This is a genomic window from Caloramator sp. mosi_1 (assembly GCF_028622835.1).
Classification (GTDB): Bacteria; Bacillota; Clostridia; order Clostridiales; family Caloramatoraceae; genus Thermobrachium.
On the sequence record NZ_CP117677.1, the window covers coordinates 1,906,885 to 1,930,104 of the forward strand.

Genomic DNA, 23,220 nt, shown 5'->3' on the forward strand with positions numbered 1-23,220 from the left:
AGGGATGATTTCTTTTAATTTTTTGAACAAAAATCCTTTAATTCCAATGTCTTTCGGCATTACTTGCCGAATACAAGTTAAAATAACCAAACAAAAACCTTACCTGAAAGGAGGCATCCATCAAGTGCACACTAATAATTCTATCAAAAATTTATTAGGTTTTAAAGATGTTATTATAAAAAGATTATTCATAATGACACGTACATTGAGATATACTTAGAAACTAAGAAAAAATTTGTACTTGCCCTAATTGTAATTCCAAAGTTACAAGAGTTCACGATTATAGAATTCAGCGTATTAAAGACATACCCTTATTCTTTAAACATACTTTTATCATTCTTAAAAAACGTAGATATCGTTGTAATGCCTGCGGCAAAAAATTTTATGAACATATAGAATTTTTACCTCGTTATCATAGAATAACTAATAGATTAGCTATGTTTGTAATTTATGAATTATCTAATGAATATAGTATGACATCAGTTGCTAGAAAAACTAATCTATCTATCGATACTATAAAACGTATTTTTGATAATGTATCTTACTCTTCTCCTACTAATTTACCTAAAATAATATCTATAGATGAATTTAAAGGTAACTCTGGTGGTTCTAAATATCATTGTGCAATAGTCGATCCTGTTAATCATAAAATACTAGACATTATTAAAGATAGAAAAGAGCATATTCTTATAGATTATTTTAGAAAAATTAAAAATCGCGATAGCGTTACACACTTTATTTGTGATATGTGGCAACCCTATATTGATTTAGCTAAAACTTATTTCAAAAATGCTGTAATTGTTATAGATAAATTTCACTATATTAGACAAGTCATATGGGCAGTAGAAGCGGTAAGAAAACGTATCCAAAGAGAACTATCAATTAAATTAAGAAAATACTTTAAAAGAAGTAAAAGCTTATTTTAAAAGATATGGCTTACTTGATACAGATTCAAAGTTAGCTTTACAAGTTATGTTTTCTTATAATAGTGAATTAGCAATTGCCCACACTTTAAAGGAAAAGTTATTGAGTATTATTGATGCTTCACCTTCTTCTAACGAAGCTCGTGTCCTCTTAAAAGATTGGATTAAACTTGCACAAAATAGTGGTATCAATGAATTGAAAAGATGTGCAAATACCTATATCAGATATTTTAATGAGATTTGTAATTCTTTTGATATTCCTTATACAAATGCTTGTATAGAAGGATTTAATAATAAAATCAAAGTTATTAAAAGAATAGCCTTCGGCTATAGAAATTTTGATAGATTCAGGAATAGAATTCTTCATTGTTGTAATAAATAATCTGTTAAATATTGTATTTTAGGAAATCCAACTATCGTTGGTCTTTTTGTCGTGCAATTTTTTAAGGGTAAACTCCCCTCATCCTATCTATCTTGCTAAAATCATTATCAAATAAGAAAGGACAGGCATTCTAATCTAATGCCCGCCCCAACTATTGACAAAGAGCCAATAATTAATGGGCCTTAGAGCCCATTAATTATTTTTGTGAATAAAGTGGAAACTTATCGCAAAGAGCTTTTACTCTTTCCTTTGCTGGTGTTATTCCCTTTTCTCTATTTTCTATAGTCCAAGCTATTATATCAGCAATTGCAATCATTTCCTCTTTTCCAAAACCTCTTGTTGTTACTGCTGGAGTACCAATTCTTATACCACTTGTAACCATAGGTCCTTGTGGATCAAAAGGTATGGTATTTTTATTTACTGTTATACCTACTTCATCAAGAAGGTGTTCAGCCTCTTTACCAGTTATATTTTTGTTTCTTAAATCAACAAGCATTAAATGATTATCTGTTCCACCAGAAACCAAATTAAATCCTCTATCCATTAATGCTTTAGCAAGGTGTTTAGCATTTTCAACAACCTTTTTTGATATTCTTTAAACTCATCGCTCATTGCTTCCTTAAAACATACAGCCTTTGCTGCAATAACGTGTTCGAGTGGTCCTCCTTGAATTCCAGGAAATATTGTTTTGTCTATAATCTTTGCATATTCTTCTTTACAAAGTATAGCACCACCTCTTGGGCCACGTAATGTCTTGTGGGTTGTTGTTGTAACAAAATCTGCATACTCTACAGGGTTTGGATGAAGTCCTGCTGCCACAAGTCCTGCAATATGTGCCATATCCACCATCATATATGCACCAATCTCATCACATATCTCTCTTATCCTCTTAAAGTCAATTATCCTTGGATATGCACTAGCACCTGCTACAACCATCTTTGGTTTTTCCTTATGTGCTATTTTTCTTAGTTCTTCATAGTCTATGTATCCATCTTCATTTACACCATAGGATATAAAATTAAATAACTTACCCGAAAAATTTACAGAGCTACCGTGGGTCAAATGTCCACCGTGTGCTAAATTCATACCTAATACTTTGTCTCCTACTTCAAGCACAGATAGATAAACCGCCATATTTGCTTGTGAGCCTGAGTGTGGCTGAACATTTGCGTGTTCTGCACCAAATAATTTTTTCAATCTTTCTCTTGCTAAATCTTCAACCACATCAACATATTCACATCCACCATAGTACCTTTTTCCAGGGTAACCTTCAGCATATTTATTAGTAAGCTGAGAACCTTGTGCCTCCATAACAGCCTTACTTGTAAAATTTTCTGATGCTATAAGTTCAATTTTATTTTGCTGCCTTTCCATTTCCTTTAAAATAGCCTCATATATCTCAGGGTCTACTTTTTAACTTGTTCTAAACTCATTATACCCTCTCCTTTAAAATATCTTCTATAATAAATTATAGAATTATTAGACTATTTTTACAAGAATGAATTAAATCTAATATACTATTTACCTTAATCTGTAATTTATTTTATAAATTTAACAATTGTATCTATAAGGTCCTCTCTTCCTGTTCTGAAACACTATCTTCTGAAGCCTTTAAAATACAAGACTTTGAGTAGTTTTCCAAAACAAGTGCACCTACTTTACTTATAGCTGCTCTAACTGCCGCAACCTGTACTAAAATATCTCTGCAGTCAGCATTGTTTTCTATCATCTTTTCAATTCCTTTTACTTGACCTTCAATTCTCCTTAGTCTTTTTACTAAATCTTCCTTTGTACAATTCATTTTTTACCCCCTTAATAATATCTTTTATTACCTCACCTGCAATTATAAGTCCAACAACCGATGGAACAAAGGATATGCTACCAGGTATTTGTCTTCTTGCACTGCAAGTCCTTTGAGCCGTTGGAGGACATATACAGTTTGTTTTACAAGAATGTTCACTGTTATTATTTATTTTTATAGGAGCTTCCTTTGAATAAACAACCTTTAAATCCTTAACCCCTCGCTTTTTTAGTTCAGTACGCATAACCTTTGCAAGAGGACAAACAGAAGTTTTGTATATATCTGCTACTTCAAATTTAGTTGGATCTAATTTGTTTCCCGCCCCCATACTACTAATAATTGGTATATTTTTTCTTTGCACCTTACAACCAAATCAATTTTAGATGATACAGTATCTATAGCATCTATTACATAATCATAATCATCTTTCAAGAGCTCTTCTGCTGTATCTTTATTATAAAACATTTTATATGTAATTACTTCACACTTTGGATTTATATCCTTAATTCTTTCTGCCATAACCTCAACCTTTGGTTTTCCAACTGTTTTAGTTGTTGCGTGTATTTGTCTATTAATATTAGTTAAACACACATCATCATCATCTACTAAAACTAAACAGCCTATTCCACTTCTTGCAAGTGCTTCAACTGCAAAGGAACCTACCCCTCCTACTCCAAACACCGCAACCTTACTGTTTCTCAGCATTTCTAAGGCTTCCTGTCCAATTAAAAGTTCTGTTCTTGAAAATGGTCCTAACATTTTTTACCTCCTTAGACGTAAGAAAAACCCACCGTATCGGTTGATGGACAGATTGAACCTGCTCTCAGCAGGTGGGTGTCCTCCCTAAAGATTCACGCTTCCTGCTACTATTGTGCAGGCCTGCAATCCACTTTAGGAGACCGGACTCCCTTTGTATTGATGTTGGCTCAATACTTAATCCATCTTAACGAATACGGCAGGCTATATTCAATTAGATTACTTGTATTATACAACAGAAATTTTGTTTTGTAAACTTTATTACTACCTCATCGGTATATTTAATATATCATTTTATCTTAACTTCATCAATCCACACTTTTAGGTTGTGTTGCATTTTTATCTTTCATTTTCTATTATTTGTATACCCAGCTCATCTAATTGTTTTTTATCAACTACATTTGGTGCATTTGATAAAGGGCAAGCTGCATTTTGGTTCTTTGGGAATGCTATAACATCCTTTATATTTTCAGTACCTGCAAGGAACATTATTAATCTGTCAAATCCGTATGCTATTCCACCGTGTGGAGGAGGCCCGAATTTGAAGGCTTCAAGTAAAAATCCAAATCTATCCCAAGCATCCTCCATTGTAAATCCTAAAGCCTTAAACATTCTCTCTTGAGTTTAGTGTCGTGGATTCTTATACTTCCTCCTCCAATTTCTTCACCATTTAATACAATATCATAGGCCTTTGCTCTTACACTTCCCGGATCCTTTTCCAAAAGCTCAATATCCTCATCCATAGGTGACGTAAATGGATGGTGTACTGCTACATATCTTCCCTCTTCCTCGTCATATTCAAGTAGTGGAAACTCTGTAACCCATAGGAACTTATATTCTTTATTTTCTGGACCTATAAGACCAAGCTTTCTTGCAAGTTCAAGTCTTAGGGCACCTAATGAAGCAAAAACAACCTTTGGTTTATCAGCAACTATTAATATTAAGTCTCCATCCTTTGCTTCAGTCTTTTCTATTATTGCATTTATTTCTTCTTCCTTTAGGAACTTTGCAATTTGTGATTTTATCTCTCCGTCCTTAAGTGCTATCCAAGCAAGACCCTTTGCACCATAAGTCTTAACAAATTCAGTTAATCTATCTATCTCTTTTCTTCCAAAATCGGCACAACCTTCAGCATTTATCGCCCTTACATTACCACCTGCTAAAACAGTATCCTTAAATACCTTAAACTCTGAATCCTTAACAATGTCTGTTAAATCCTTTAGCTCCATACCAAATCTAATATCTGGTTTGTCTGAACCATATCTTTCCATAGCCTCTTTGTATGGCATTCTTATAAATGGAACTTCTATATCAATTCCCTTAACTTCTTTAAATAGTCTTTGTATAAATTTTTCATTTATTGATATAACATCATCTACATCAACAAAGGACATCTCAATATCTATTTGAGTAAATTCTGGCTGTCTATTAGCTCTTAAGTCTTCATCTCTAAAACATCTTACTATCTGAAAATATCTGTCATATCCTGAAATCATAAGTAATTGCTTAAATATTTGTGGTGATTGAGGAAGTGCATAAAACTTTCCTGGAAAATTTCTACTTGGAACTAAGTAGTCTCTTGCACCTTCTGGAGTACTTTTTGTTAAATATGGAGTTTCTATTTCTAAGAATCCATTTTCATCAAAAAGTCACGTACTACCTTTGCTGCCTTATGTCTTATCATTAGATTTCTTTGTAAATCCGGTCTTCTTAAGTCCAAATATCTATATTTTAATCTTATTGCTTCTGATGCATCAAGATTTTCCTTTATATATATTGGTGGGGTTTCTGATTCTGAAAGAATCTTTAATGCTTCTGCCTTTATCTCTACTTTACCAGTTGGCATATTTAAATTTGGAGATTCTCTTAATACAACTTCTCCTGTTACTGCAAGAACATACTCACTTCTTATAGAATGTGCCTTTTCAAAGGCTTCTTTATTTATTTCGTCACCAAATACAACCTGAACAATCCCTGTTCTATCTCTTAAGTCTACAAATATTAGTCCACCTAAATCTCTTCTTCTTTGAACCCATCCCATTACTGTTACTTTGCTTCCCACTTTGTCTTCTGTTACTTCTCCACACATACAGGTTCTCTTTAAGCCATTTAATGCTTCTGCCATTTTTTACCCTCCTTAATTATAAATTAAACTTAATTTCCTCTATGGAAGTTTCTTTTTCTTCGCCAGTTGCCATATTTTTGATTTTAACTATTCCTTTATCTAATTCATCATCACCAATTATAATTACATAATTTGCACCTATCTTGTTTGCATATTTCATTTGAGCTTTTAAACTTCTGTTCATCAAGTCCTTTTCTACACTTATGCCCTCTCTCCTCAAGTCAAAAGCTATCTTTGATGATGCCTTTTTGCTCTTTCACCTAAACTTGCAATATATATTAAATTAGGTTTTATATTTGGTATCTCGATTCCCTTTGATTCAAGCATAAGTATCAATCTTTCAATACCAAGGCCAAATCCAACTGCTGGTGTTTTTGATCCACCTATTTCTTCAATTAAATTGTCATATCTTCCGCCACCACAAACTGTACTCTTTGCACCTATGTCCTCTGATATTATTTCAAAAACTGTTTTTGTATAATAATCTAATCCTCTAACTATATATGGGTCAACAACATAATTTATTTTTAGTGCATCTAATTCTGATTTTAAATCTTCAAAGTGAGTCTTACATTCATCACATATATAGTCAATTACAACAGGTGCACCTTCTGCAATTTTTTGCAGGTATCGTTTTTACAATCAAGTACTCTTAATGGATTTCTTTCATATCTTTCTTTGCAAGTTGGACAGAGATTATTAAAGTTCTCCTTTAAATATTCCTTAAGAGCATTGTTATAATTTGGTCTACAATTTGGACATCCAATGTTATTAATATTGACTGTTAAATCCATTAGTCCAAGGTTATTGAAAAACGTAAATGCAAGTGATATTACCTCTGCATCTGCTGATGCATCACCAGAACCAAACAGTTCAACACCAAATTGATGGTGTTCCCTTAATCTTCCCTTTTGTACCTGTTCATATCTAAATACTGGTGTTATATAAAAAAGCTTTGTAGGTTGTACTTCTGAGTAAAGGCCATTCTCTAAAAGGCTCTTGCTGCTGGGGCAGTTCCTTCTGGTTTTAATGTTATACTTCTTCCTGCCTTATCTAAGAATGTGTACATTTCCTTTTGGAAGATATCTGTAGTCTCTCCAACTCCTCTTTGAACAAGTTCTGTATGTTCAAAGGTTGGTGTTCTTATTTCTGAAAATCCAAAATAAGAACAGACTTCCCTGACCTTTTGTTCTATGTACTGCCACTTATGAACATCCTTAGGTAAAACGTCTCTTGTTCCCTTTGGTGCCTTTGTTAACAACATAATATCCCTCCTTAAATCTTTTTATCAAAGAAACCGTCCCTAAAGCAAGGGACGGGTATTATTCCCGCGGTGCCACCCTAATTGGCATAGCCCACTTAACTCTTTAACGCCGACAGCGTGTATCCCTACTTAATTCAGGTACAAACTCCAGGGTGTCCTTCATCTCCCTTAACTTTAAAACTGCTCTCAATCTAAGGCAGTTTCTCCCTGTAAAGTGTTTGGAAACTACTCCTCCCCTTCATAGTATTTAAATATAAATTTTAGATTAATTATACAAATTCAGATATAAACTGTCAAGTGATATACTTTATTTTACACCTTAATTGAATGATTTTTTATTTTTCATCATCCTCTATTAAAATTCTTTCACTTTCTTCTATAGGCAGTTCCTGAACCGTCTTTAGCTTTTTTCAATTGTCTTTGTCCTCTTTGCTGCTGTTTCAATAGTATTGCTTGCCTCCTGCAATTTCTTTTGCGTCTTTTCTAATATATCTCCAAACTTTGTAAACTCTGTTTTTACAGCCCCAAGTAGTGCCCAAACTTCACTTGACCTTTTTCAATTGCTAAGGTTCTAAATCCCATTTGAAGGCTATTTAAAAGAGCCGAAATAGTTGTTGGCCCTGTTATTATAACCTTATATTCCCTCTGCAATGTTTCGATCAATCCAACATTTCTAATTACCTCTGCAAATAAGCTTTCAGTTGGAAGAAACATTATTGCAAAATCTGTGGTATTAGGTGGATCAATATATTTTTCATATATGTTCTTTGCTTCTTGTTTTATTCTATTTTCAAGTTGTTTTCTTGCAGATTCAACACCTTCTTTGTTGCCCTCTTCCTGAGCATCAAGAAGCCTCTGATAGTCCTCCTGCGGAAATTTTGCATCTATCGGAAGATAAACACATCTATTAAAATCGTCTTTGCCTGGTAATTTTACAGCAAATTCTACTCTATCTGAGCTACCCTTTTTAGTTACAACATTTTCATCATATTGTTCCTTTGTTAGTATTTCTGAAATAATATTGGCAAGTTGAACTTCTCCCCATATACCTCTTGTTTTTACATTAGTTAATGCCCTTTTAGATCGTTTACTCCTGTAGTTAAACTTTGGATTTCTCCAAGCTGCTTATAGAGGGCTTCAAGTCTTTCACTTATATTTTGAAAGGATTGAGACAATCTATTTTCTAATGTTGAATGAAGCTTTTCATCAACTGTCCTTCTCATCTCCTCCAGTTTAATGTTATTATCATTTTGTATCTGCGTTAGTTTTTCCTCTACACTCTGTCTTATTCTATCAAGACCATCTTGATTTTTCTTTAAAAAATCAATTAGCTGATTACTTACAACTTCAATCTGTTTATTTTGCATATTACCTATGTTTGTTATCTGTGTATTTAAACTATCTGTTAGGCTTTTTATGCTTTGTGCTATTTCTATTCTGTTTTGACTTGAATTTTTATTTAATTCTTCTCTATTTCTAAGCATCTCATCCTTTATAATGTTATTTACTCTATCTTCTAAGGATTGTGATAAATTTCTTAAAGGCTTTTCTAAATCTACAGAATTTTTTGTTTTAGAATGATGATTATCTGCAACACTACTATTGCTATTAATAAAATTACAATTACTGTATCCATAAAACCATCCCCTCATACATTTTGTCATTAAAGTAAATAAGGTGCCATAACTATAATTATATTATAGCACCATAAAAACTAAAACTATAAACTTATTTTACCTTAAAATAATCAGGCTGTTGAAAAAGTCAATATAAGATAAGCCCCTTGAAGGATTTCCTTGGCATTCCTTCATTTCGCTAAGCAAGTCTAAGCTTTTCTTTGTTTGAAAAGTCCTACCCTCGCGATGCCCTCATCCTTGAGGGCCGCTCGGCTCGGCACATCGTGTACCGAATTACGGACCTTTTTCAAAGTCGAAAAGCAACACTTGCTAAAGCTTATGAAATATGCCTATTTGAAATCCTTTCAAGGGGCAATTTCATAATCAGAGCATCTTTTATGTTTGTCAACAATCTGCTTATTTTACCTTAAAATAATGCTATTATTTATTTTTGTTTATATAAATATCTAATGCCTTTATGGCCTTTAATAATAATTGAATAGTAAGAACAGAAATAACAATACCAAGCACAAACATTACTATCCAAATTATTAATCCCCTCATCAAATACATTACAAAATCACCTCCAACCCTATTTTTATTATAGAGTATTAAGTCAAAAGTGTAAATTAAACTTATACAATAAAATTTTTATTCTTCCTTTTAGTGAAATATGTGATAAAATAAAAATATCATCAATAAGGAGTGATGCGATTGAATCCAATAGCCTTTTACATTTTTGGAGTTGCTATAAGATGGTACGGCATTTTAATAGCCTTAGGAATGCTTATAGCTTTTGTTGTTGCTAAAATTAATTCAAAGTATTTAAATGTTAATTACGAACAATTTGTAGATTGTGCTTTAGTATCTCTTCCCTTTGGAATAATTGGTGCACGCCTATACTATGTAATATTCAATTACAGTTTGTATATAAAAATCCAATAGAAATTCTAAACATAAGACAGGGTGGACTTGCTATCCACGGAGGAATAATATTTGGAATACTTGCTGCTTACATATATTCAAAGAAAAAGAGAATTAACCTGTTAACCTACCTTGATTTAGCTGCACCTTCAATTGTTCTTGCACAATCTGTAGGTAGGTGGGGTAACTTTTTAATCAAGAAGCCCACGGCAGTGAGGTATCTAAAGAATTTATAAGCAAGTTCCCTGAATTTATTCAAAGGGAATGCTTATTGAAGGAAAATACTATCACCCAACCTTTCTATATGAATCTCTATGGAATCTTATAATTTTTATAATTTTAATCCTTTTTGTAAGAAATGTTATAACAAAACGTGGAAACATATTCTTTTTATATGTTCTTTTGTATTCTATCGGAAGATATTTTATAGAAGGATTAAGAACAGACAGCCTAATGATAGGTCCTTTTAGAACAGCACAATTAGTCAGCATTATTGGAATTGTAGTTTCAATTGTTTTTATAATTTTAAATAAAAATAGTGAACTGTACTAATTTTGTTTAATTTTTACATACTTTAATTTAAAAACCAAAGGCAAAATAAACGACATCCATAACCTAAAAACTTAGTTATGAATGTCGTTTATTTTATGTATCACTTAATGCCTTTAACTTTTTATAGATCATCTCATCGATTCTACTAATATATTCCCTAACATCCTTTACATTTGCCACTCTTTCTATTCTATTTTCATCTTCATAAACAATCTTTGTAATAGCATCTGCACCTAAGGATATTATAGAAATATTTTCCGCAATCATTTGTATGTTATATATACATTCTTTTCCCTTTTACTGTATCCTACATTTTCTAACGGACTCACCATATTCTTCTGTCTATACATATAGTAAGGAATCATCCCAATTTCTCTACAGCATTGAGAAGCATAGTTATACATTGATACTGCACTATCTGTTTTACTTTTATAATCTATCTCATTTAATATTGATGCCCTCTTTATTGCCATAGTATGTATTGTAATGCTTTCAGGCGAAAGCTTTTTAAGTTCTGACATAGTTTTGTCTATAGAACTTAAATCTTCATCAGGCAGCCCTATTATAATATCCATATTTATATTATCAAATCCTATATCACGTGCCATATAAAATTTATCTATAATATCTTTTGTTGTGTGTCTTCTTCCAATTTTGACAAGCGTCTCCTCATTCATTGTCTGTGGATTTATGCTAATCCTTGTCACACCATAGCTTTTAAGTATCTTCAGTTTCTGTCTATTAATTGAATCTGGTCTTCCTGCCTCAAAGGTAAATTCCCTAATAGAATGTAGGTTTACATAACCTTCTAACCTGTTAAGCAACCTATCTATCTGTTCAGCTGTTAAAGATGAGGGCGTACCCCTCCAAAATATAAAGTATCGATTGATATATTATTATTCTTCAAATATCCTAAGACTGCATCAAATTCCCTAATAAGTGCATCTACATATTTTTCTGCTAAATTTTCATTTCCATATATTGAATTAGATGCAAAGGAACAGTATACACATCTTGTTGGACAAAATGGAATGCCAACATATAAGCTAACCGCATTTTTATTTTTATCTAAAAATCTTGCTTCGTTTTCTGCAACCTCTATGGTTAAATTAGCCTTGTCCTTGCTTAAAAGATAGTACTCTATTAAATACTTTTTTATTTCTTCAGAAGTATACCCTCTTTTTTAAGTTCGTGTACTATCTTTGTTGGTCTTATTCCAACCAATATTCCCCAGGGAATATTTTTATTAAAATATCTACTAAGTGCCCTAAGAGCAGTTCTTTTTAAGGAGTTTTTTATTGATTTTATATCATTTTTATCTATACAATCTTTTTCAATAATTTCTCCTATTTTAAACAAAACCTTGTCTTCATCTAAAATACTTATTATATCATAATTGTCTTGGCAAAATTCTATTTCTTCCTTTTCATAAAAAGATTCAGTATTTGAAATACTTCATACCTGTAATCGTGTCCTATAAGTCCTACTCTTATCATCCTATACACCTACAAATACTTTTTAGTCTCCTGTCTTAGTCTTTTTACAAACTTTTCACTAACTTTAAGCTCTTTTGCTATATCTCTATCAGTATAGCCATTTTCCATCATCTCTGAATATCTTTCATAGTCTAATTCATCAAGTGGGTTAACATAGGATTCTGAATAACCATTTACTCTCTTTTTCTTCATATTAACCTCTCCTTTTATAAATTCAAATACATTGTTCCCACTTTGATGTCCATATATTCAAATTATCTTAAAAAGGGTTAAACCTTTTTTCAAGTCCAATAGTTGTATATATTCCGTGTCCTGGATAAACCTTTATCTTATCATCTAAAACAAGTAGATTTTCTTTAATTGAATTTATTAGCTCCTCTCTATCTCCCTTTGGAAAATCAGTTCTTCCAATAGAACCCCTAAAAGTGCATCTCCAGTAAATACAGAATCATTTACTAATACTGAAATTCCTCCTGGTGTATGTCCTGGAGTTTCTAATATCTTAAGTTCTAAATCTCCAACCTTTAATATATCTTTGTGTTTAACATATAAATCAACATCAAATAGTTTCATATTTGAGTATATTGGTATTAGCTCAATTGTACCACCATTAATTAAATAACTATCCTTTTCGTGGGCAACTACTAAAGCTCCCGTCTCATCCTTCAATTTTTTACCCCAGCTATATGATCAGCGTGCCCGTGAGTTAAAATTATATATTTTAAACTGAAATTCATAGACTTTATATCTTCTATAAGTTCTGTTGTGTCTCCACCTGGGTCAACACAAAATGCTTCATTTGTTTTATCATCAATAACTAAATAACAATTAGTCTGAAAATATCCCATTTCATATGTTTTAACTATCATTTAAATCACTCCTAAAAGTTTTTCTTGCTGTCTAAAAGTAATGTTACTGGGCCATCATTCTCAAGTCTTACCTTCATATATGCTTGAAACTGCCCTTTTTCTACTTTTTTAATATATTTTTACATTCCTCTACAAAATTTAGATACATCTTTTCTGCATAGTCAGGTTTTGCAGCCATCATATAATTTGGTCTTCTTCCCTTTCTACAGTCCCCATAGAGTGTAAATTGAGAAACAACTAATAGTTCACCGTCAACATCCACAAGGGACAAATTCATCTTGCCCTCTTCATCATCAAATATTCTTAAATTACAAACCTTTTCTGCTAAGTATTTTATATCTTCTTCTGTATCTAATTCTTCTACTCCTAACAGTACTAATATACCCCTATCAATATTTCCTACAATATTACCCTCTACTTCAACACTTGCGTTATTTACTCTTTGGACAACAGCTCTCATATAATCACCCCTAATTTCTATTTCTATAAACATCTAATACACCAGACAATTTTCTAAAATCTCTCATTATCTTTTCAAGCTGTTCTGTATTTAAAACTTCTAAAGATAGATGTATTGTTGCTGTATTTTTTCTGCTTGTTCTGGCGTTTATTGCTTTAACTGAAACCTTTGAATTTACAATTGTATTTGTAATATCTGCAAGAAGTCCTGTTCTATCTGTTGCCTCAATTTGTATATCTGCAACAAAGGAGGATGTATGTTCTCCAGTCCATCTTGCTTCAATAACTCTTTCTGGTTCAGCTTCAGATAAGTGTTTAAAATTTGTACAATCCATTCTATGAATAGAAACTCCTCTACCCTTTGTTATAAAACCTACAATTTCATCTCCTGGTACAGGGTTGCAACACTTTGCAAATCGTACTAATAAATCCTTTTCTCCATTTACCTCTATTCCCTGCTTTACACCTTCTCGTCTTCTTTCACTTTTTGTTTGTTTCTTTTGCTCAAATTCAATAGTATTTTTAGCTTCTTCCTTGTCCTTATCCTTAAACAGTTCTTCTTTTATTTTTCCTACAACAAGTGAAGCTGAAAGAGCACCGCTGCCTATTGTAGCATAAAGGTCGTCTAACTGAGCATAGTTAAACCTTTTTAAAACAACGTCTATTATGTCAGACTTCATTGCATCTGCATAAGATATTTTCTGTCTCCTAAGTTCTTTTTCTATTAATTCTTTTCCCTTTTCAATGTTCTCTTCTTTATAAATTCTCTTAAAATACTGTTTGATTTTATTTTTTGCCTGTGAACTTTTTGCTATATTTAACCAATCCCTGCTGGGTCCCTTAGATGTACTTGATGTAATTATTTCTACTATATCACCAGTTTTTAACTTATAATCAAGCGGAACCATCTTACCATTTACCTTAGCTCCCACACATTTATTGCCTATATCTGTATGTATTCTATAGGCAAAATCTATCGGCGTAGAATCAATTGGTAAATCAATTACTGTTCCTTTTGGCGTAAACACAAACACTTCATCAGAAAATAAATCTATTTTTACAGTCTCCATAAATTCCTTTGCATCACTTGTTTGTTTCTGGAATTCGATAATTTCCCTCAACCACTTTAATCTGTCTCCTAAATCATCGCTGTTTATACCCTCTTTGTATTTCCAGTGAGCTGCGATACCGTATTCAGCAGTCCTATGCATTTCCCAGGTTCTTATCTGAATTTCAAAGGGCTGGCCACCAGGGCCTATAACTGTTGTATGCAGCGACTGATACATATTTGGTTTTGGCATTGCAATATAATCTTTAAACCTTCCTGGTATTGGTTTCCATAAAGTATGAACAATTCCAAGGGCTGCATAACAATCCCTGACTGTATCAACTATAACTCTAACTGCTAATAGGTCAAATATTTGATCAAAGGTTTTATTCTTAAATACCATCTTTCTGTAAATGCTATAAAAATGTTTTGGACGACCTTCTATATCGGCAACTATTCCTGATTGTGATAATTTATTTTTTAATATATCTATTATTTCGTTTAATTCCTTTTCACGTTCTACTCTCTTTTTTGAACTTTATTAACCAAATCATAATATTCATCTGGTTTTAGATACCTTAAACATAAATCCTCAAGTTCCCACTTTATTTTAGAGATACCTAATCTGTGGGCAAGCGGTGCAAATATATCTAAAGTCTCTTGGGCCTTTTCCTTTTGCTTGTGTGGTGGAAGATATTTTAATGTTCTCATATTATGAAGTCTATCTGCAAGTTTAATAAGAATAACCCTAACATCATTTGCCATTGCTACAAGCATCTTTCTAATATTTTCTGCCTGCTGTTCTTCCTTAGATTTATATTCTATCTTACCAAGTTTGGTAACACCTTCAACTAAAAATGCAATCTGAGGGTTAAACATATTTTTTATATCTTCATAAGTATATTCAGTATCTTCAACCACATCGTGTAAAAGAGCAGCACAAATAGTATCAGTATCAAGCCCAAGTTCTATAGTAATTAATGCAACTTCTACTGGATGCATTAAATAAGGCTCCCCTGACTCCCTATATTGGTCTTTATGTGCCTTTTCAGCCAAATAGTAAGCTCTCTTTATTAAATCTATATCAACGTCTAATTTTTGTTTTTTATTTTATCAACAATTACATCAAGCATAGTCGCCCTCACTTCTCTTGTTTATAATATAAGGCTGGTATACATACCAGCCATACTTTTTAATAATTATATATCAAATTTAGTTTATTTGCAATTTTTTTCGACATTAAAATTCATATTTTATAAGTGACTCAACGTTATATTTTGCAAGCTTTTCTCTACCGTTTAATCCTGTCAATTCAATTAAGAAACACATTCCAACTACTTCGCCACCTAATTGTTCAACTAAATTTGCAACTGATGCAATTGTCCCACCTGTAGCAAGTAAATCATCAACAATTAGAACCCTTTGTCCTGGTTTTATTGCGTCCTTATGTATTTCTAAACAGTCACTTCCATATTCTAAATCGTATTCGTATTTAAGTGTATCTGCTGGAAGCTTACCAGGCTTTCTTACTGGAACAAAACCAACACCTAATCCATATGCAACAGGTGTCCCAAAAACAAAGCCTCTTGCTTCAGGTCCAACAACTAAATCTATATTCTTATCCTTAGCATATTCAATCATTTTATCTACTGCATACTTAAATGCTTCTCCATCCTTTAATAGTGTTGTAACATCCTTGAAACTTATACCTTTCTTTGGAAAATCTTCTATTATTCTTATTTTTTCTACTAAATTCATTTTTATACCTCCCATTTAAAATTATTGAATAAGTTTTTTAACTCCTGAATTTTCCTGCTATAGTCTTCAAGTTCTATAGATTCTAAATCAGCCTTAAATTTAATTAACTTTAACAAATCATTTTTTATAAATACCTTGGCAACTTCACTATTTTTTAAAGTCATAATAATCTTGTACATCTGATAGGGATTAACATTATAATTTACAGATAATTCATCAACAGTGCCTATAATTTCATTATATAATAAATCACTATATACTTTAAATAGCATTTCTTTATTTATTTTAATATCTTCAAAAATTCATCTATTAAAACAAGTGTTTCCTCTTCATAAAAATTATATACTTTCTTTGCACTATTTAAAACCCTTTCATATTCATATGTGCCTGGCAAGAAATCATATATAAGTACCTCTGAATTCATAAAATCTATTTCATCTATATTAGGACAAACAATGATTTGTGCATCATAACCATCGTTTTTGAAAAATTAACTTTGTAGAAATCCAAAAATATTTTAGTTCATCTAAGGATTTTTAGAGGAAACCAGAATATATCCCTTTTTAAAATAAACAAATTCCTTTAGGAAGTTTTCATTCTTAGGAATGAAATTTATACCACCAGCAAAATTAGATGCTGTCTTATTATTATCAACAAATTTTAAATATCTATAATAATTACTCTTAAAATACTCTGTTACCCATTTAGAATGAGGCCTTACTGCTTTTATTAATAATTGAAGATTTTTAGTATTATTCCATTCGTTAATATCCAGATTAAAAACTACATCTATATTTTCCCATTCCTTGTCTTTTAACTCTTCATACCCATTAAAGTATACACCATCATAGGTTATGCTATCTTTATCCAATAATAGTTTTAGATGTTTATTATTGCTTCCTACAGCCCTTTTAGAAACTACCTTTAAATTTTCCATATAAAATACCGGTGATGGATTACCAAAACCGTAGGGCTCTAATTTTTTATTTCCTCTGCTGTCTCAAAGGTTATATCTTCAGTAGTCATCTCTAAATCAATATATAACTTTGGTAAGAACATCTCAACGTCCATCTCTTTTGCATATTCATTAAGTCTTTCTATGAGCTCATTAATCTTTGACTTTTCTATTGTTAAACCTGCCGCTAATTCGTGTCCTCCAAATTTGACTAATATATCTTCACATTTTAACAGATTTTCAAATAGATTAAATCCTTCTATACTTCTACCTGAGCCTTTACAAAAACCTTCCTTATCTTCACAAAGTAGAATTACTGGTCTATGAAAACGTTCTACCAATCTTGATGCAACTATTCCAACGACACCAACGTGCCAAAATGGTGAGGAAAGAACAATTACTCTATCGTTTGATAAATCAAAATTATTTTGTATCATAATTAAAGCTTCGTTTAATATTTCTTCTTCTATCTTTTGTCGACTTCTATTTTCTTGGTCAAGATATTTTGCAATTTGCATTGCTTTATCCTCATCAGTTGTTGTAAATAGTTCAACTGCTATTCTTGCATCACTTAATCTTCCAACTGCATTAATTCTTGGTGCAATTTGAAAGGCTATGCTATATGATGTAACATCTGTTATACCAGCTACATTCTTTAATGCCTTTATGCCACATTTTTCACTGTTTTGTAGCTTTTTAAGACCTTGACTTACAATAATCCTATTTTCTCCTGTAATTTCAACAATATCTGCAATTGTACCTATTGCACATATATCTAAAAGTTCTTCAAATCCAGACAAATTATACTTCATCCAAAGTGCTTGAACTAATTTAAAGGCAACTCCGCATCCAGCTAAATTTTTATTTGGATATGTACAGTCGTGTCTTTTAGGATTAATAACATATGTATCTGGTATTATCTCCTTACACTCGTGATGATCAGTAATTATAATATCCATTCCAAGTTCCCTTGCATACTTAACTTCTTCTACTGCAGTAATTCCACAGTCAACAGTTATAATTAAATCTGTTGCAAGCTGTTTAATGTAATCTATTGCATCTTTATTTATTCCATATCCTTCGTTTAATCTATCAGGAATATAAAAGGACACATCTACCCCTAATTTTCTTAAGGCTCTTATAAGTATTGATGTACTGGTTATACCGTCAACATCATAGTCTCCGTATATAACAATCTTTTCTCCCTTTTTATTGCAGTATCAATTCTTTCAACTGCCCTATCCATATCCTTCAATAGATATGGATTTAAAAGGTTTTCTATTTTAGGGTTTAAAAAATCAAGAGCCTCTTTGGATAGACTTATTCCTCTTGAATTCAATAGAGCGTTAATTATTCTGTTTTTGTGAAGATTCTGGTTAACGTGTTCTACTTTTTTATAACCCACTTCTTCATAACACTTTTCCCCTCATTTTAGTTGAAACATATATATTATAAATTAGATATGAAACTATTTCAATGGGGGAAAGAAAAAATAGTCAGGATAAACCTGACTGTTTTATGCCATTTTCTTTTCATTCCATATATACCAAATTGGGCTTGCTATAAAAATTGATGAATATGTTCCACTTAATATACCAACAATAAGTGGAAGAGCAAATTCTTTTATTGAAGATACACCAAGAATATAAAGTGCAGTTATAGTAAATAGAGTTGTTAAAACTGTATTTATAGATCTTGTTATTGATTGAGATATACTTGCATTAACAAGTTCTCTTCTACTACTATAAATACCTTTTTACTGTTTTCTCTTATTCTGTCAAAAACAACTATTGTATCATTTATAGAATAACCTAACACCGTAAGAATAGCAGCTATAAAACTACTATTTACAGGAATTTGTAAGAATACATAAATAGCTATAGTTATTAAAAGGTCGTGCACTAAGGCAATTACTGCTGCTACACCAAACTTAAATTCAAATCTTAATGATATATATATAAGCATTAATGCAACTGCCACTATTGATGAATATATTGCATTTTTTCTTAATTCTTTTCCTATTGATGGACCTATTCTGTCTGTATATCTTGGCTTTTCTTCCTTTAGGTTTAATGATTCTTTTATTTCTTTATAAAGCTTTGGAATTTGTTCATCTGTTATAGCATTCCCTCTTATGTTTACTTCATCAGTACCTACCTTTTGCACCTGAGCTGATGGATCGTACTTTGCAGATATTTTTCTTATCTCTTCTAAAGTACTATTATCTGGTTCTTTATCCATTTTTACTACAACTACAGTTCCGCCTTTAAAATCTATACCTAAATTTAGACCCTTAAAGGCCCACATTAACATTCCAACAATTATTATTGAAAGTGATATAGAAATCCAAACTTTTGATCTCTCTACTACCTTTATCATCTAAATCCCTCCCCTTATGCTCCATACATTTTTTGTTGTCTATCCAATTTGAATTAACAAAGTTTTTCAATAGGAACTTTGTTACAGTAATTGCTGTAAATAGTGAACATACTACACCTGTCACAAGGGTAAGGGCAAAACCTTTAACTTGACCTGCACCAAGCCACATTAAAACTAAACCTGCAATAATTGTTGTTATGTTTGAATCTAATATTGATGGTAATGCTCTGCTAAAACCTGCATCAACTGCAGTTCTTAATGATCTTCCAAGTTTTAATTCTTCCTTTATTCTTTCAAATATTAAAACGTTAGCATCAACAGCCATACCTATTGATAGTAATAAACCTGCAATACCTGGTAAAGTAAGTGTTGCTTTTAAAACAGTCGTAAATATAAGCATTGTAAGCATTATATAAACTGTAAGTGCAAGGTCTGCAATTATTCCTGGAATTCTGTAGTATATTGCCATAAATATCATTACTAATAATATACCTATTACGGCTGCCTTTTTACTTGTTGGAATTGCATCTGCACCAAGTGAAGGTCCTATTGTTTTTACTGTAGCAGGAACAAGTTCTACAGGCAGTGCTCCTGACTTGATTATTCCTGCAAGTCTCTTTGCCTCTTCAATATCTTTACTTCCTTCTATTATTGCCTCTCCTGTTGTTATTACACTCTTAACAACTGGGGCTGATACAAGCTCATCATCCATATAGATTGATATAACTTGACCTACGTATTTTTCTGTTGCTTCTGCAAACTTCTTTGTTCCCTTTTCATTTAACTTTAGCTGTACAACAGGTTGATTTGTTTGTTGATTAACACCAACTGTCGCATCCTTTATATCTTCTCCTGTTATAACTACATCATTATTTGGGCCTTTAAATGTCAATTTACCTGTTTTTCCTATTTGCTTAAGTGCATTTTCTGCATCATATACACCTGGAATTTCTATTCTTATTCTATTTTGTTGTGTTATTGTTACAACTGATTCATTTACACCTAATGCATTAACTCTTAACTCAATTAGTTCTTTTGTTCTTTCTATAGTTTCCTTTGAAACATTATCTCCCTTTATTTCCTCTTCAATATAGACTCCACCTTTAAGATCAAGTCCTAATTTTGTTATTTCTCCTATTGAACTTATCTTATAATCACCTACTATAAGTCCTGATGATAGTATGTAGGCAAAAAGAACAATCAACACAGCTGAAATTAAAAACTTTAATCTGCTTTTTGTCTTTACTTGCATTTAGAATCCCCTTTCAGATTACAACAATCTTGCATCATTAATTACAAGTTGAAAGTTTGTGTTTAAGAATGCAGCAGCCTTTCTACACATCATCATTCTGGCTAAGAAAATCTCAAAATACTCCATAACAGGACATATTTCTATATTTATCTTAAGATTTAATCTTATAATTCTTTCATCTTTAATAATTTCAACCTCTGACTTTTCTGCTGCATAGTTAACTCTGTCGTGTATATCAAATGTAGCAAATTCCTTATTTCTCACCCTCCCTCTATGTACGTCTGTTTTATCTGCTATAATTAGTGCAGCCGCAATATCATTTACAGGATGACCATACTCTTCTTCGTGATTACCTATTGCCGATGCAATATATGCAATTTCATTATAGTCCATTCCCATTTCCTTTAAAATTCTCATTGCAAGAATTGCACCGGTTTGTCCGTGATCGTGTCTGCTTACCACATTACCAATGTCGTGCAAAAACCTGCAATTGCTGCAAGTTCAACTTCTCTATCTGAATATCCTAATTTTTTTAAGATATTCGAAGCAATGTTAGATACTATTGTCGAATGTCTTAAACTATGTTCGGTAAAGCCCATTGAACCTAAAAATTTGTCACCCTGTTCCATATAGGTCTTAACTTCTTCATTATTTTTTACATCAATTAATGTAACCATAGCTCCACCTCTTATATTTATTCTACGTAAAATTTAAAATTCCTGCTAATTTTAGTAAAAGAATTTTAAATTATAAAAGGGATAGACCCCCTTTTATTCTTACTTATAGTCTTGAGCAAGGTTCATATAATTTATTGCTGACTGCTTTATATGTTCAACCTCTTCTTCAGTAAGCTGTCTTACAACCTTTGCTGGAGTTCCCATTACCAAACTTTTAGGAGGTATTTCTTTCCCTTGAGTAACTACTGAACCTGCTGCTACTATTGAGTCTTCACCAATAATTGCACCATTTAATATAACTGCTCCCATACCTATAAGGCATCTATCCTTTACCTGTGCACCGTGAACTATTGCATTATGTCCTATAGTTACATAGTCACCAATTATAGTTGGGGCATTTTTATCCGAATGAAGTACACATCCGTCCTGTATATTAACACATTTTCCTATAGAGATTTTATTTATATCTCCTCTTAGAACCGCCCTATACCATATACTACTTCCTTCTTTTACTTCAACATCACCAATAACATCTGCCGATTCTGCTACAAATACATCCTGTGCAATTTTAGGAAGTTTTTCAAAATAGTTTCTTATCATAATTATTCCTCCATAAGTTTAGCTTTTATAGCTATTGCACATTCAACTCTCTTCTTCATCATTTGGCATCCAAGTTCGTATGGAACGTGTATATCTTTATTAAAGCTGTAGTTGTTTGCTTGACATCCTCCAGAACAATAAAATCTCGCCCAACATTCCATACATTTAGGCTTATTATATATATGTCCATTTTTAAAGGTTTTTATTAGTTCTTTATTTGATATTCCATCAAATACATTACCTAACTTAAATTCTTCATTTCCAACAAACTGATGGCAAGGATATATATCTCCATCTGGAGTTACTGCAACATACTCATATCCTGCACCACAACCAGAAATTCTTTTATATACACAAGGACCTCCATTAACATCTATGTTGAAATGATAGAATTTAAATCCTTTTCCTTGTTTTTGTCTATTAACTATTTCATCTGCCAATTTATCGTATTGTTCAAATATTGTATCTAAATCCTCTTCTCTTAAAGAAAGGGGTGCTTGTCTTCAAGAACAACAGGTTCGATTGATATTTCCTTAAAGCCTTCGTCTGCAAGCATCATAACATCATTATAAAAATCTAAGTTTTCTCTTGTAAAGGTACCTCTTACATAATATTGTTTTCCATCTTTTCTCTTCTCTACCATTGCCTTTATCTTGGGTAAAATGTCGTCAAAGGTTCCTGTACCATCATATCTTATTCTAATATTATCATTAACTTCCTTTCTTCCATCTATACTTAAAACTACATTGCCCATATTTTCATCTATAAAATCCATTATTTCATCATTTAACAATGTAGCATTTGTAGTTATAGTAAATCTTATGTTTTTCCCTGTTTCCTTTTCTCTTTTTCTTGCATATTCAACGATTTCTTTTACAGTCTTAAAATTCATCAGGGGTTCTCCACCAAACAAATCAATTTCTACGTTTTTTCTTGGGCCTGCATTTTCTATAACAAAATCTACCGCTCTTTTACCTACTTCTGGTGACATAAGCTTTCTTTCACCTTTATAATCTCCCTCTGAAGCAAAGCAGTATTTACATTTTAAATTACAGTCGTGTGCTATATTTAAACACATAGCTTTTATATAGGATGGTCCATTATCATTCAATATTATATTTTTATATGGATCTTCTGTATATAATAATCCTTCTTCCTCTAACTGCATTATTTCATCATATGCTTCCTTTATTTGTTCCTTTGAATATTTATTTTGTAAATTTATTATGATTTCATCTAAAGTATTTGATTTATAGTGATCTAATACATCATAAACTATATCATCTACAACGTGAATTGCTCCACTATTTACGTCTATTACTATATTCATTCCCATTTGTCTAAATTTGTGTAATTTCAACGTTTTTTCCTCCTTATATTATAG

The 23,220-nt window shown here is 31.8% G+C and carries 18 protein-coding genes, 1 other RNA gene, 12 pseudogenes and 1 other annotated feature; of the genes and pseudogenes, 2 read left to right on the forward strand and 29 right to left on the reverse strand.

What is annotated here, in order from left to right; genetic code table 11:
- Nucleotides 1-233 precede the first annotated feature (233 nt).
- Nucleotides 234-1,305, forward strand: a pseudogene (locus tag PL321_RS13480) (ISL3 family transposase).
- Between the two features lie 196 nt (nt 1,306-1,501).
- Here PL321_RS13480 and glyA read toward each other — a convergent pair.
- The 9 genes and pseudogenes from glyA to PL321_RS13520 all read right to left on the reverse strand — a co-directional run bounded on the left by glyA (nt 1,502) and on the right by PL321_RS13520 (nt 9,440).
- Nucleotides 1,502-2,679, reverse strand: a pseudogene (gene glyA / locus PL321_RS13485) (serine hydroxymethyltransferase).
- Nucleotides 2,680-2,843: 164 nt separating this feature from the next.
- Nucleotides 2,844-3,106, reverse strand: a pseudogene (locus tag PL321_RS13490) (metal-sensitive transcriptional regulator).
- Nucleotides 3,060-3,865 (reverse strand): annotated as a pseudogene (locus PL321_RS13495) (tRNA threonylcarbamoyladenosine dehydratase). The pseudogenes PL321_RS13490 and PL321_RS13495 overlap by 47 nt, the downstream one beginning before the upstream one ends.
- 21 nt (nt 3,866-3,886) lie before the next feature.
- Nucleotides 3,887-4,071: non-coding RNA, 6S RNA (gene ssrS / locus PL321_RS13500), on the reverse strand.
- 130 nt (nt 4,072-4,201) lie between these two features.
- Nucleotides 4,202-5,987: pseudogene (gene aspS, locus PL321_RS13505) on the reverse strand (aspartate--tRNA ligase).
- A 16-nt stretch (nt 5,988-6,003) separates the two neighbouring features.
- Nucleotides 6,004-7,248 (reverse strand): annotated as a pseudogene (hisS, locus tag PL321_RS13510) (histidine--tRNA ligase).
- Between the two features lie 47 nt (nt 7,249-7,295).
- Nucleotides 7,296-7,502: a binding site (T-box leader), on the reverse strand.
- 149 nt (nt 7,503-7,651) lie between these two features.
- Nucleotides 7,652-8,298: pseudogene (locus tag PL321_RS20220) on the reverse strand (DNA recombination protein RmuC).
- Between the two features lie 20 nt (nt 8,299-8,318).
- Nucleotides 8,319-8,903 (reverse strand): hypothetical protein, encoded by a 585-nt coding sequence (locus PL321_RS20225; RefSeq protein WP_337960833.1) that lies wholly within the window; start codon nt 8,901-8,903, stop codon nt 8,319-8,321.
- 405 nt (nt 8,904-9,308) lie between these two features.
- Nucleotides 9,309-9,440: a hypothetical protein gene (locus PL321_RS13520; RefSeq protein ID WP_273962376.1), complete on the reverse strand. Its 132-nt coding sequence runs from the start codon at nt 9,438-9,440 to the stop codon at nt 9,309-9,311.
- A 141-nt stretch (nt 9,441-9,581) separates the two neighbouring features.
- Between PL321_RS13520 and lgt the strand changes: the two are divergent.
- A pseudogene (gene lgt / locus PL321_RS13525) lies at nt 9,582-10,343 on the forward strand (prolipoprotein diacylglyceryl transferase).
- Between the two features lie 93 nt (nt 10,344-10,436).
- Here lgt and PL321_RS13530 read toward each other — a convergent pair.
- From PL321_RS13530 to scfB, 20 genes and pseudogenes are all read right to left on the reverse strand, one after another.
- Nucleotides 10,437-10,610: a hypothetical protein gene (locus PL321_RS13530; protein WP_273962377.1), complete on the reverse strand. Its 174-nt coding sequence runs from the start codon at nt 10,608-10,610 to the stop codon at nt 10,437-10,439.
- Nucleotides 10,607-11,167 (reverse strand): radical SAM protein, encoded by a 561-nt coding sequence (locus tag PL321_RS13535; protein WP_273962378.1) that lies wholly within the window; start codon nt 11,165-11,167, stop codon nt 10,607-10,609. The genes PL321_RS13530 and PL321_RS13535 overlap by 4 nt, the downstream gene beginning before the upstream one ends.
- A gap of 331 nt (nt 11,168-11,498) precedes the next feature.
- Nucleotides 11,499-11,702, reverse strand: coding sequence for a hypothetical protein (locus PL321_RS13540; RefSeq protein WP_273962379.1), 204 nt, complete (start codon nt 11,700-11,702; stop codon nt 11,499-11,501).
- Between the two features lie 146 nt (nt 11,703-11,848).
- The gene (locus tag PL321_RS13545) at nt 11,849-12,031 is read right to left on the reverse strand and encodes a hypothetical protein (protein ID WP_273962380.1); all 183 of its coding nucleotides are present in this window, start codon (nt 12,029-12,031) and stop codon (nt 11,849-11,851) included.
- Between the two features lie 177 nt (nt 12,032-12,208).
- Nucleotides 12,209-12,508: a hypothetical protein gene (locus tag PL321_RS13550; RefSeq protein WP_273962381.1), complete on the reverse strand. Its 300-nt coding sequence runs from the start codon at nt 12,506-12,508 to the stop codon at nt 12,209-12,211.
- Nucleotides 12,505-12,708, reverse strand: a complete 204-nt coding sequence (locus tag PL321_RS13555) for an MBL fold metallo-hydrolase (protein ID WP_273962382.1) — start codon at nt 12,706-12,708, stop codon at nt 12,505-12,507. The genes PL321_RS13550 and PL321_RS13555 overlap by 4 nt, the downstream gene beginning before the upstream one ends.
- A gap of 11 nt (nt 12,709-12,719) precedes the next feature.
- Nucleotides 12,720-13,168: pseudogene (gene dtd, locus PL321_RS13560) on the reverse strand (D-aminoacyl-tRNA deacylase).
- 10 nt (nt 13,169-13,178) lie between these two features.
- Nucleotides 13,179-15,348 (reverse strand): annotated as a pseudogene (locus PL321_RS13565) (RelA/SpoT family protein).
- 106 nt (nt 15,349-15,454) lie between these two features.
- Nucleotides 15,455-15,973 carry an adenine phosphoribosyltransferase gene (locus PL321_RS13570; protein WP_273962383.1) on the reverse strand — a complete coding sequence of 173 codons (519 nt, stop codon included), beginning with the start codon at nt 15,971-15,973 and terminating at the stop codon, nt 15,455-15,457.
- A gap of 2 nt (nt 15,974-15,975) precedes the next feature.
- Nucleotides 15,976-16,245, reverse strand: a complete 270-nt coding sequence (locus PL321_RS13575; protein ID WP_273962384.1) for a hypothetical protein — start codon at nt 16,243-16,245, stop codon at nt 15,976-15,978.
- An 8-nt stretch (nt 16,246-16,253) separates the two neighbouring features.
- Nucleotides 16,254-16,397, reverse strand: a complete 144-nt coding sequence (locus PL321_RS13580; protein ID WP_273962385.1) for a hypothetical protein — start codon at nt 16,395-16,397, stop codon at nt 16,254-16,256.
- 102 nt (nt 16,398-16,499) lie between these two features.
- Complete coding sequence (locus PL321_RS13585; protein ID WP_273962386.1) at nt 16,500-16,910, reverse strand: hypothetical protein; 411 nt, start codon at nt 16,908-16,910, stop codon at nt 16,500-16,502.
- A gap of 38 nt (nt 16,911-16,948) precedes the next feature.
- On the reverse strand, nt 16,949-18,124 hold the full coding sequence (recJ, locus tag PL321_RS13590; protein WP_337961172.1) for a single-stranded-DNA-specific exonuclease RecJ: 1,176 nt from the start codon (nt 18,122-18,124) through the stop codon (nt 16,949-16,951).
- Entirely contained in the window at nt 18,088-18,333 is a 246-nt protein-coding gene (locus tag PL321_RS13595; RefSeq protein WP_273962387.1) for a hypothetical protein, read from the reverse strand. Before PL321_RS13595 ends, recJ begins: the two co-directional genes overlap by 37 nt.
- Nucleotides 18,334-18,444: 111 nt before the next feature.
- Nucleotides 18,445-18,678: a hypothetical protein gene (locus tag PL321_RS13600; protein WP_337961173.1), complete on the reverse strand. Its 234-nt coding sequence runs from the start codon at nt 18,676-18,678 to the stop codon at nt 18,445-18,447.
- A complete protein-coding gene (gene secF / locus PL321_RS13605) occupies nt 18,627-19,307 on the reverse strand; it encodes a protein translocase subunit SecF (RefSeq protein WP_273962388.1) in 681 nt (226 codons plus the stop codon). Before secF ends, PL321_RS13600 begins: the two co-directional genes overlap by 52 nt.
- Nucleotides 19,222-20,559, reverse strand: a complete 1,338-nt coding sequence (gene secD / locus PL321_RS13610) for a protein translocase subunit SecD (RefSeq protein WP_273962389.1) — start codon at nt 20,557-20,559, stop codon at nt 19,222-19,224. Before secD ends, secF begins: the two co-directional genes overlap by 86 nt.
- A gap of 18 nt (nt 20,560-20,577) precedes the next feature.
- Nucleotides 20,578-21,236: pseudogene (locus PL321_RS13615) on the reverse strand (HD domain-containing protein).
- A 99-nt stretch (nt 21,237-21,335) separates the two neighbouring features.
- A complete protein-coding gene (locus tag PL321_RS13620; RefSeq protein WP_273962390.1) occupies nt 21,336-21,836 on the reverse strand; it encodes a gamma carbonic anhydrase family protein in 501 nt (166 codons plus the stop codon).
- A 2-nt stretch (nt 21,837-21,838) separates the two neighbouring features.
- Nucleotides 21,839-23,172, reverse strand: a pseudogene (gene scfB, locus PL321_RS13625) (thioether cross-link-forming SCIFF peptide maturase).
- Between the last annotated feature and the right edge of the window lie 48 nt (nt 23,173-23,220).

Excerpts from the sequence above, each read along its gene's own strand:
- PL321_RS20225 (WP_337960833.1), bottom strand. The coding sequence starts at position 8,903 with ATGAGGGGATGGTTTTATGGATACAGTAATTGTAATTTTATTAATAGC.
- PL321_RS13520 (WP_273962376.1), bottom strand. The coding sequence starts at position 9,440 with ATGTATTTGATGAGGGGATTAATAATTTGGATAGTAATGTTTGTGCTT.
- PL321_RS13530 (WP_273962377.1), bottom strand. The coding sequence starts at position 10,610 with ATGATTGCGGAAAATATTTCTATAATATCCTTAGGTGCAGATGCTATT.
- PL321_RS13545 (WP_273962380.1), bottom strand. The coding sequence starts at position 12,031 with ATGAAGAAAAAGAGAGTAAATGGTTATTCAGAATCCTATGTTAACCCA.
- PL321_RS13555 (WP_273962382.1), bottom strand. The coding sequence starts at position 12,708 with ATGATAGTTAAAACATATGAAATGGGATATTTTCAGACTAATTGTTAT.
- PL321_RS13570 (WP_273962383.1), bottom strand. The coding sequence starts at position 15,973 with ATGAATTTAGTAGAAAAAATAAGAATAATAGAAGATTTTCCAAAGAAA.
- PL321_RS13575 (WP_273962384.1), bottom strand. The coding sequence starts at position 16,245 with ATGCTATTTAAAGTATATAGTGATTTATTATATAATGAAATTATAGGC.
- PL321_RS13580 (WP_273962385.1), bottom strand. The coding sequence starts at position 16,397 with ATGAATTCAGAGGTACTTATATATGATTTCTTGCCAGGCACATATGAA.
- PL321_RS13585 (WP_273962386.1), bottom strand. The coding sequence starts at position 16,910 with ATGGAAAATTTAAAGGTAGTTTCTAAAAGGGCTGTAGGAAGCAATAAT.
- secF (WP_273962388.1), bottom strand. The coding sequence starts at position 19,307 with ATGATAAAGGTAGTAGAGAGATCAAAAGTTTGGATTTCTATATCACTT.
- secD (WP_273962389.1), bottom strand. The coding sequence starts at position 20,559 with ATGCAAGTAAAGACAAAAAGCAGATTAAAGTTTTTAATTTCAGCTGTG.
- PL321_RS13620 (WP_273962390.1), bottom strand. The coding sequence starts at position 21,836 with ATGATAAGAAACTATTTTGAAAAACTTCCTAAAATTGCACAGGATGTA.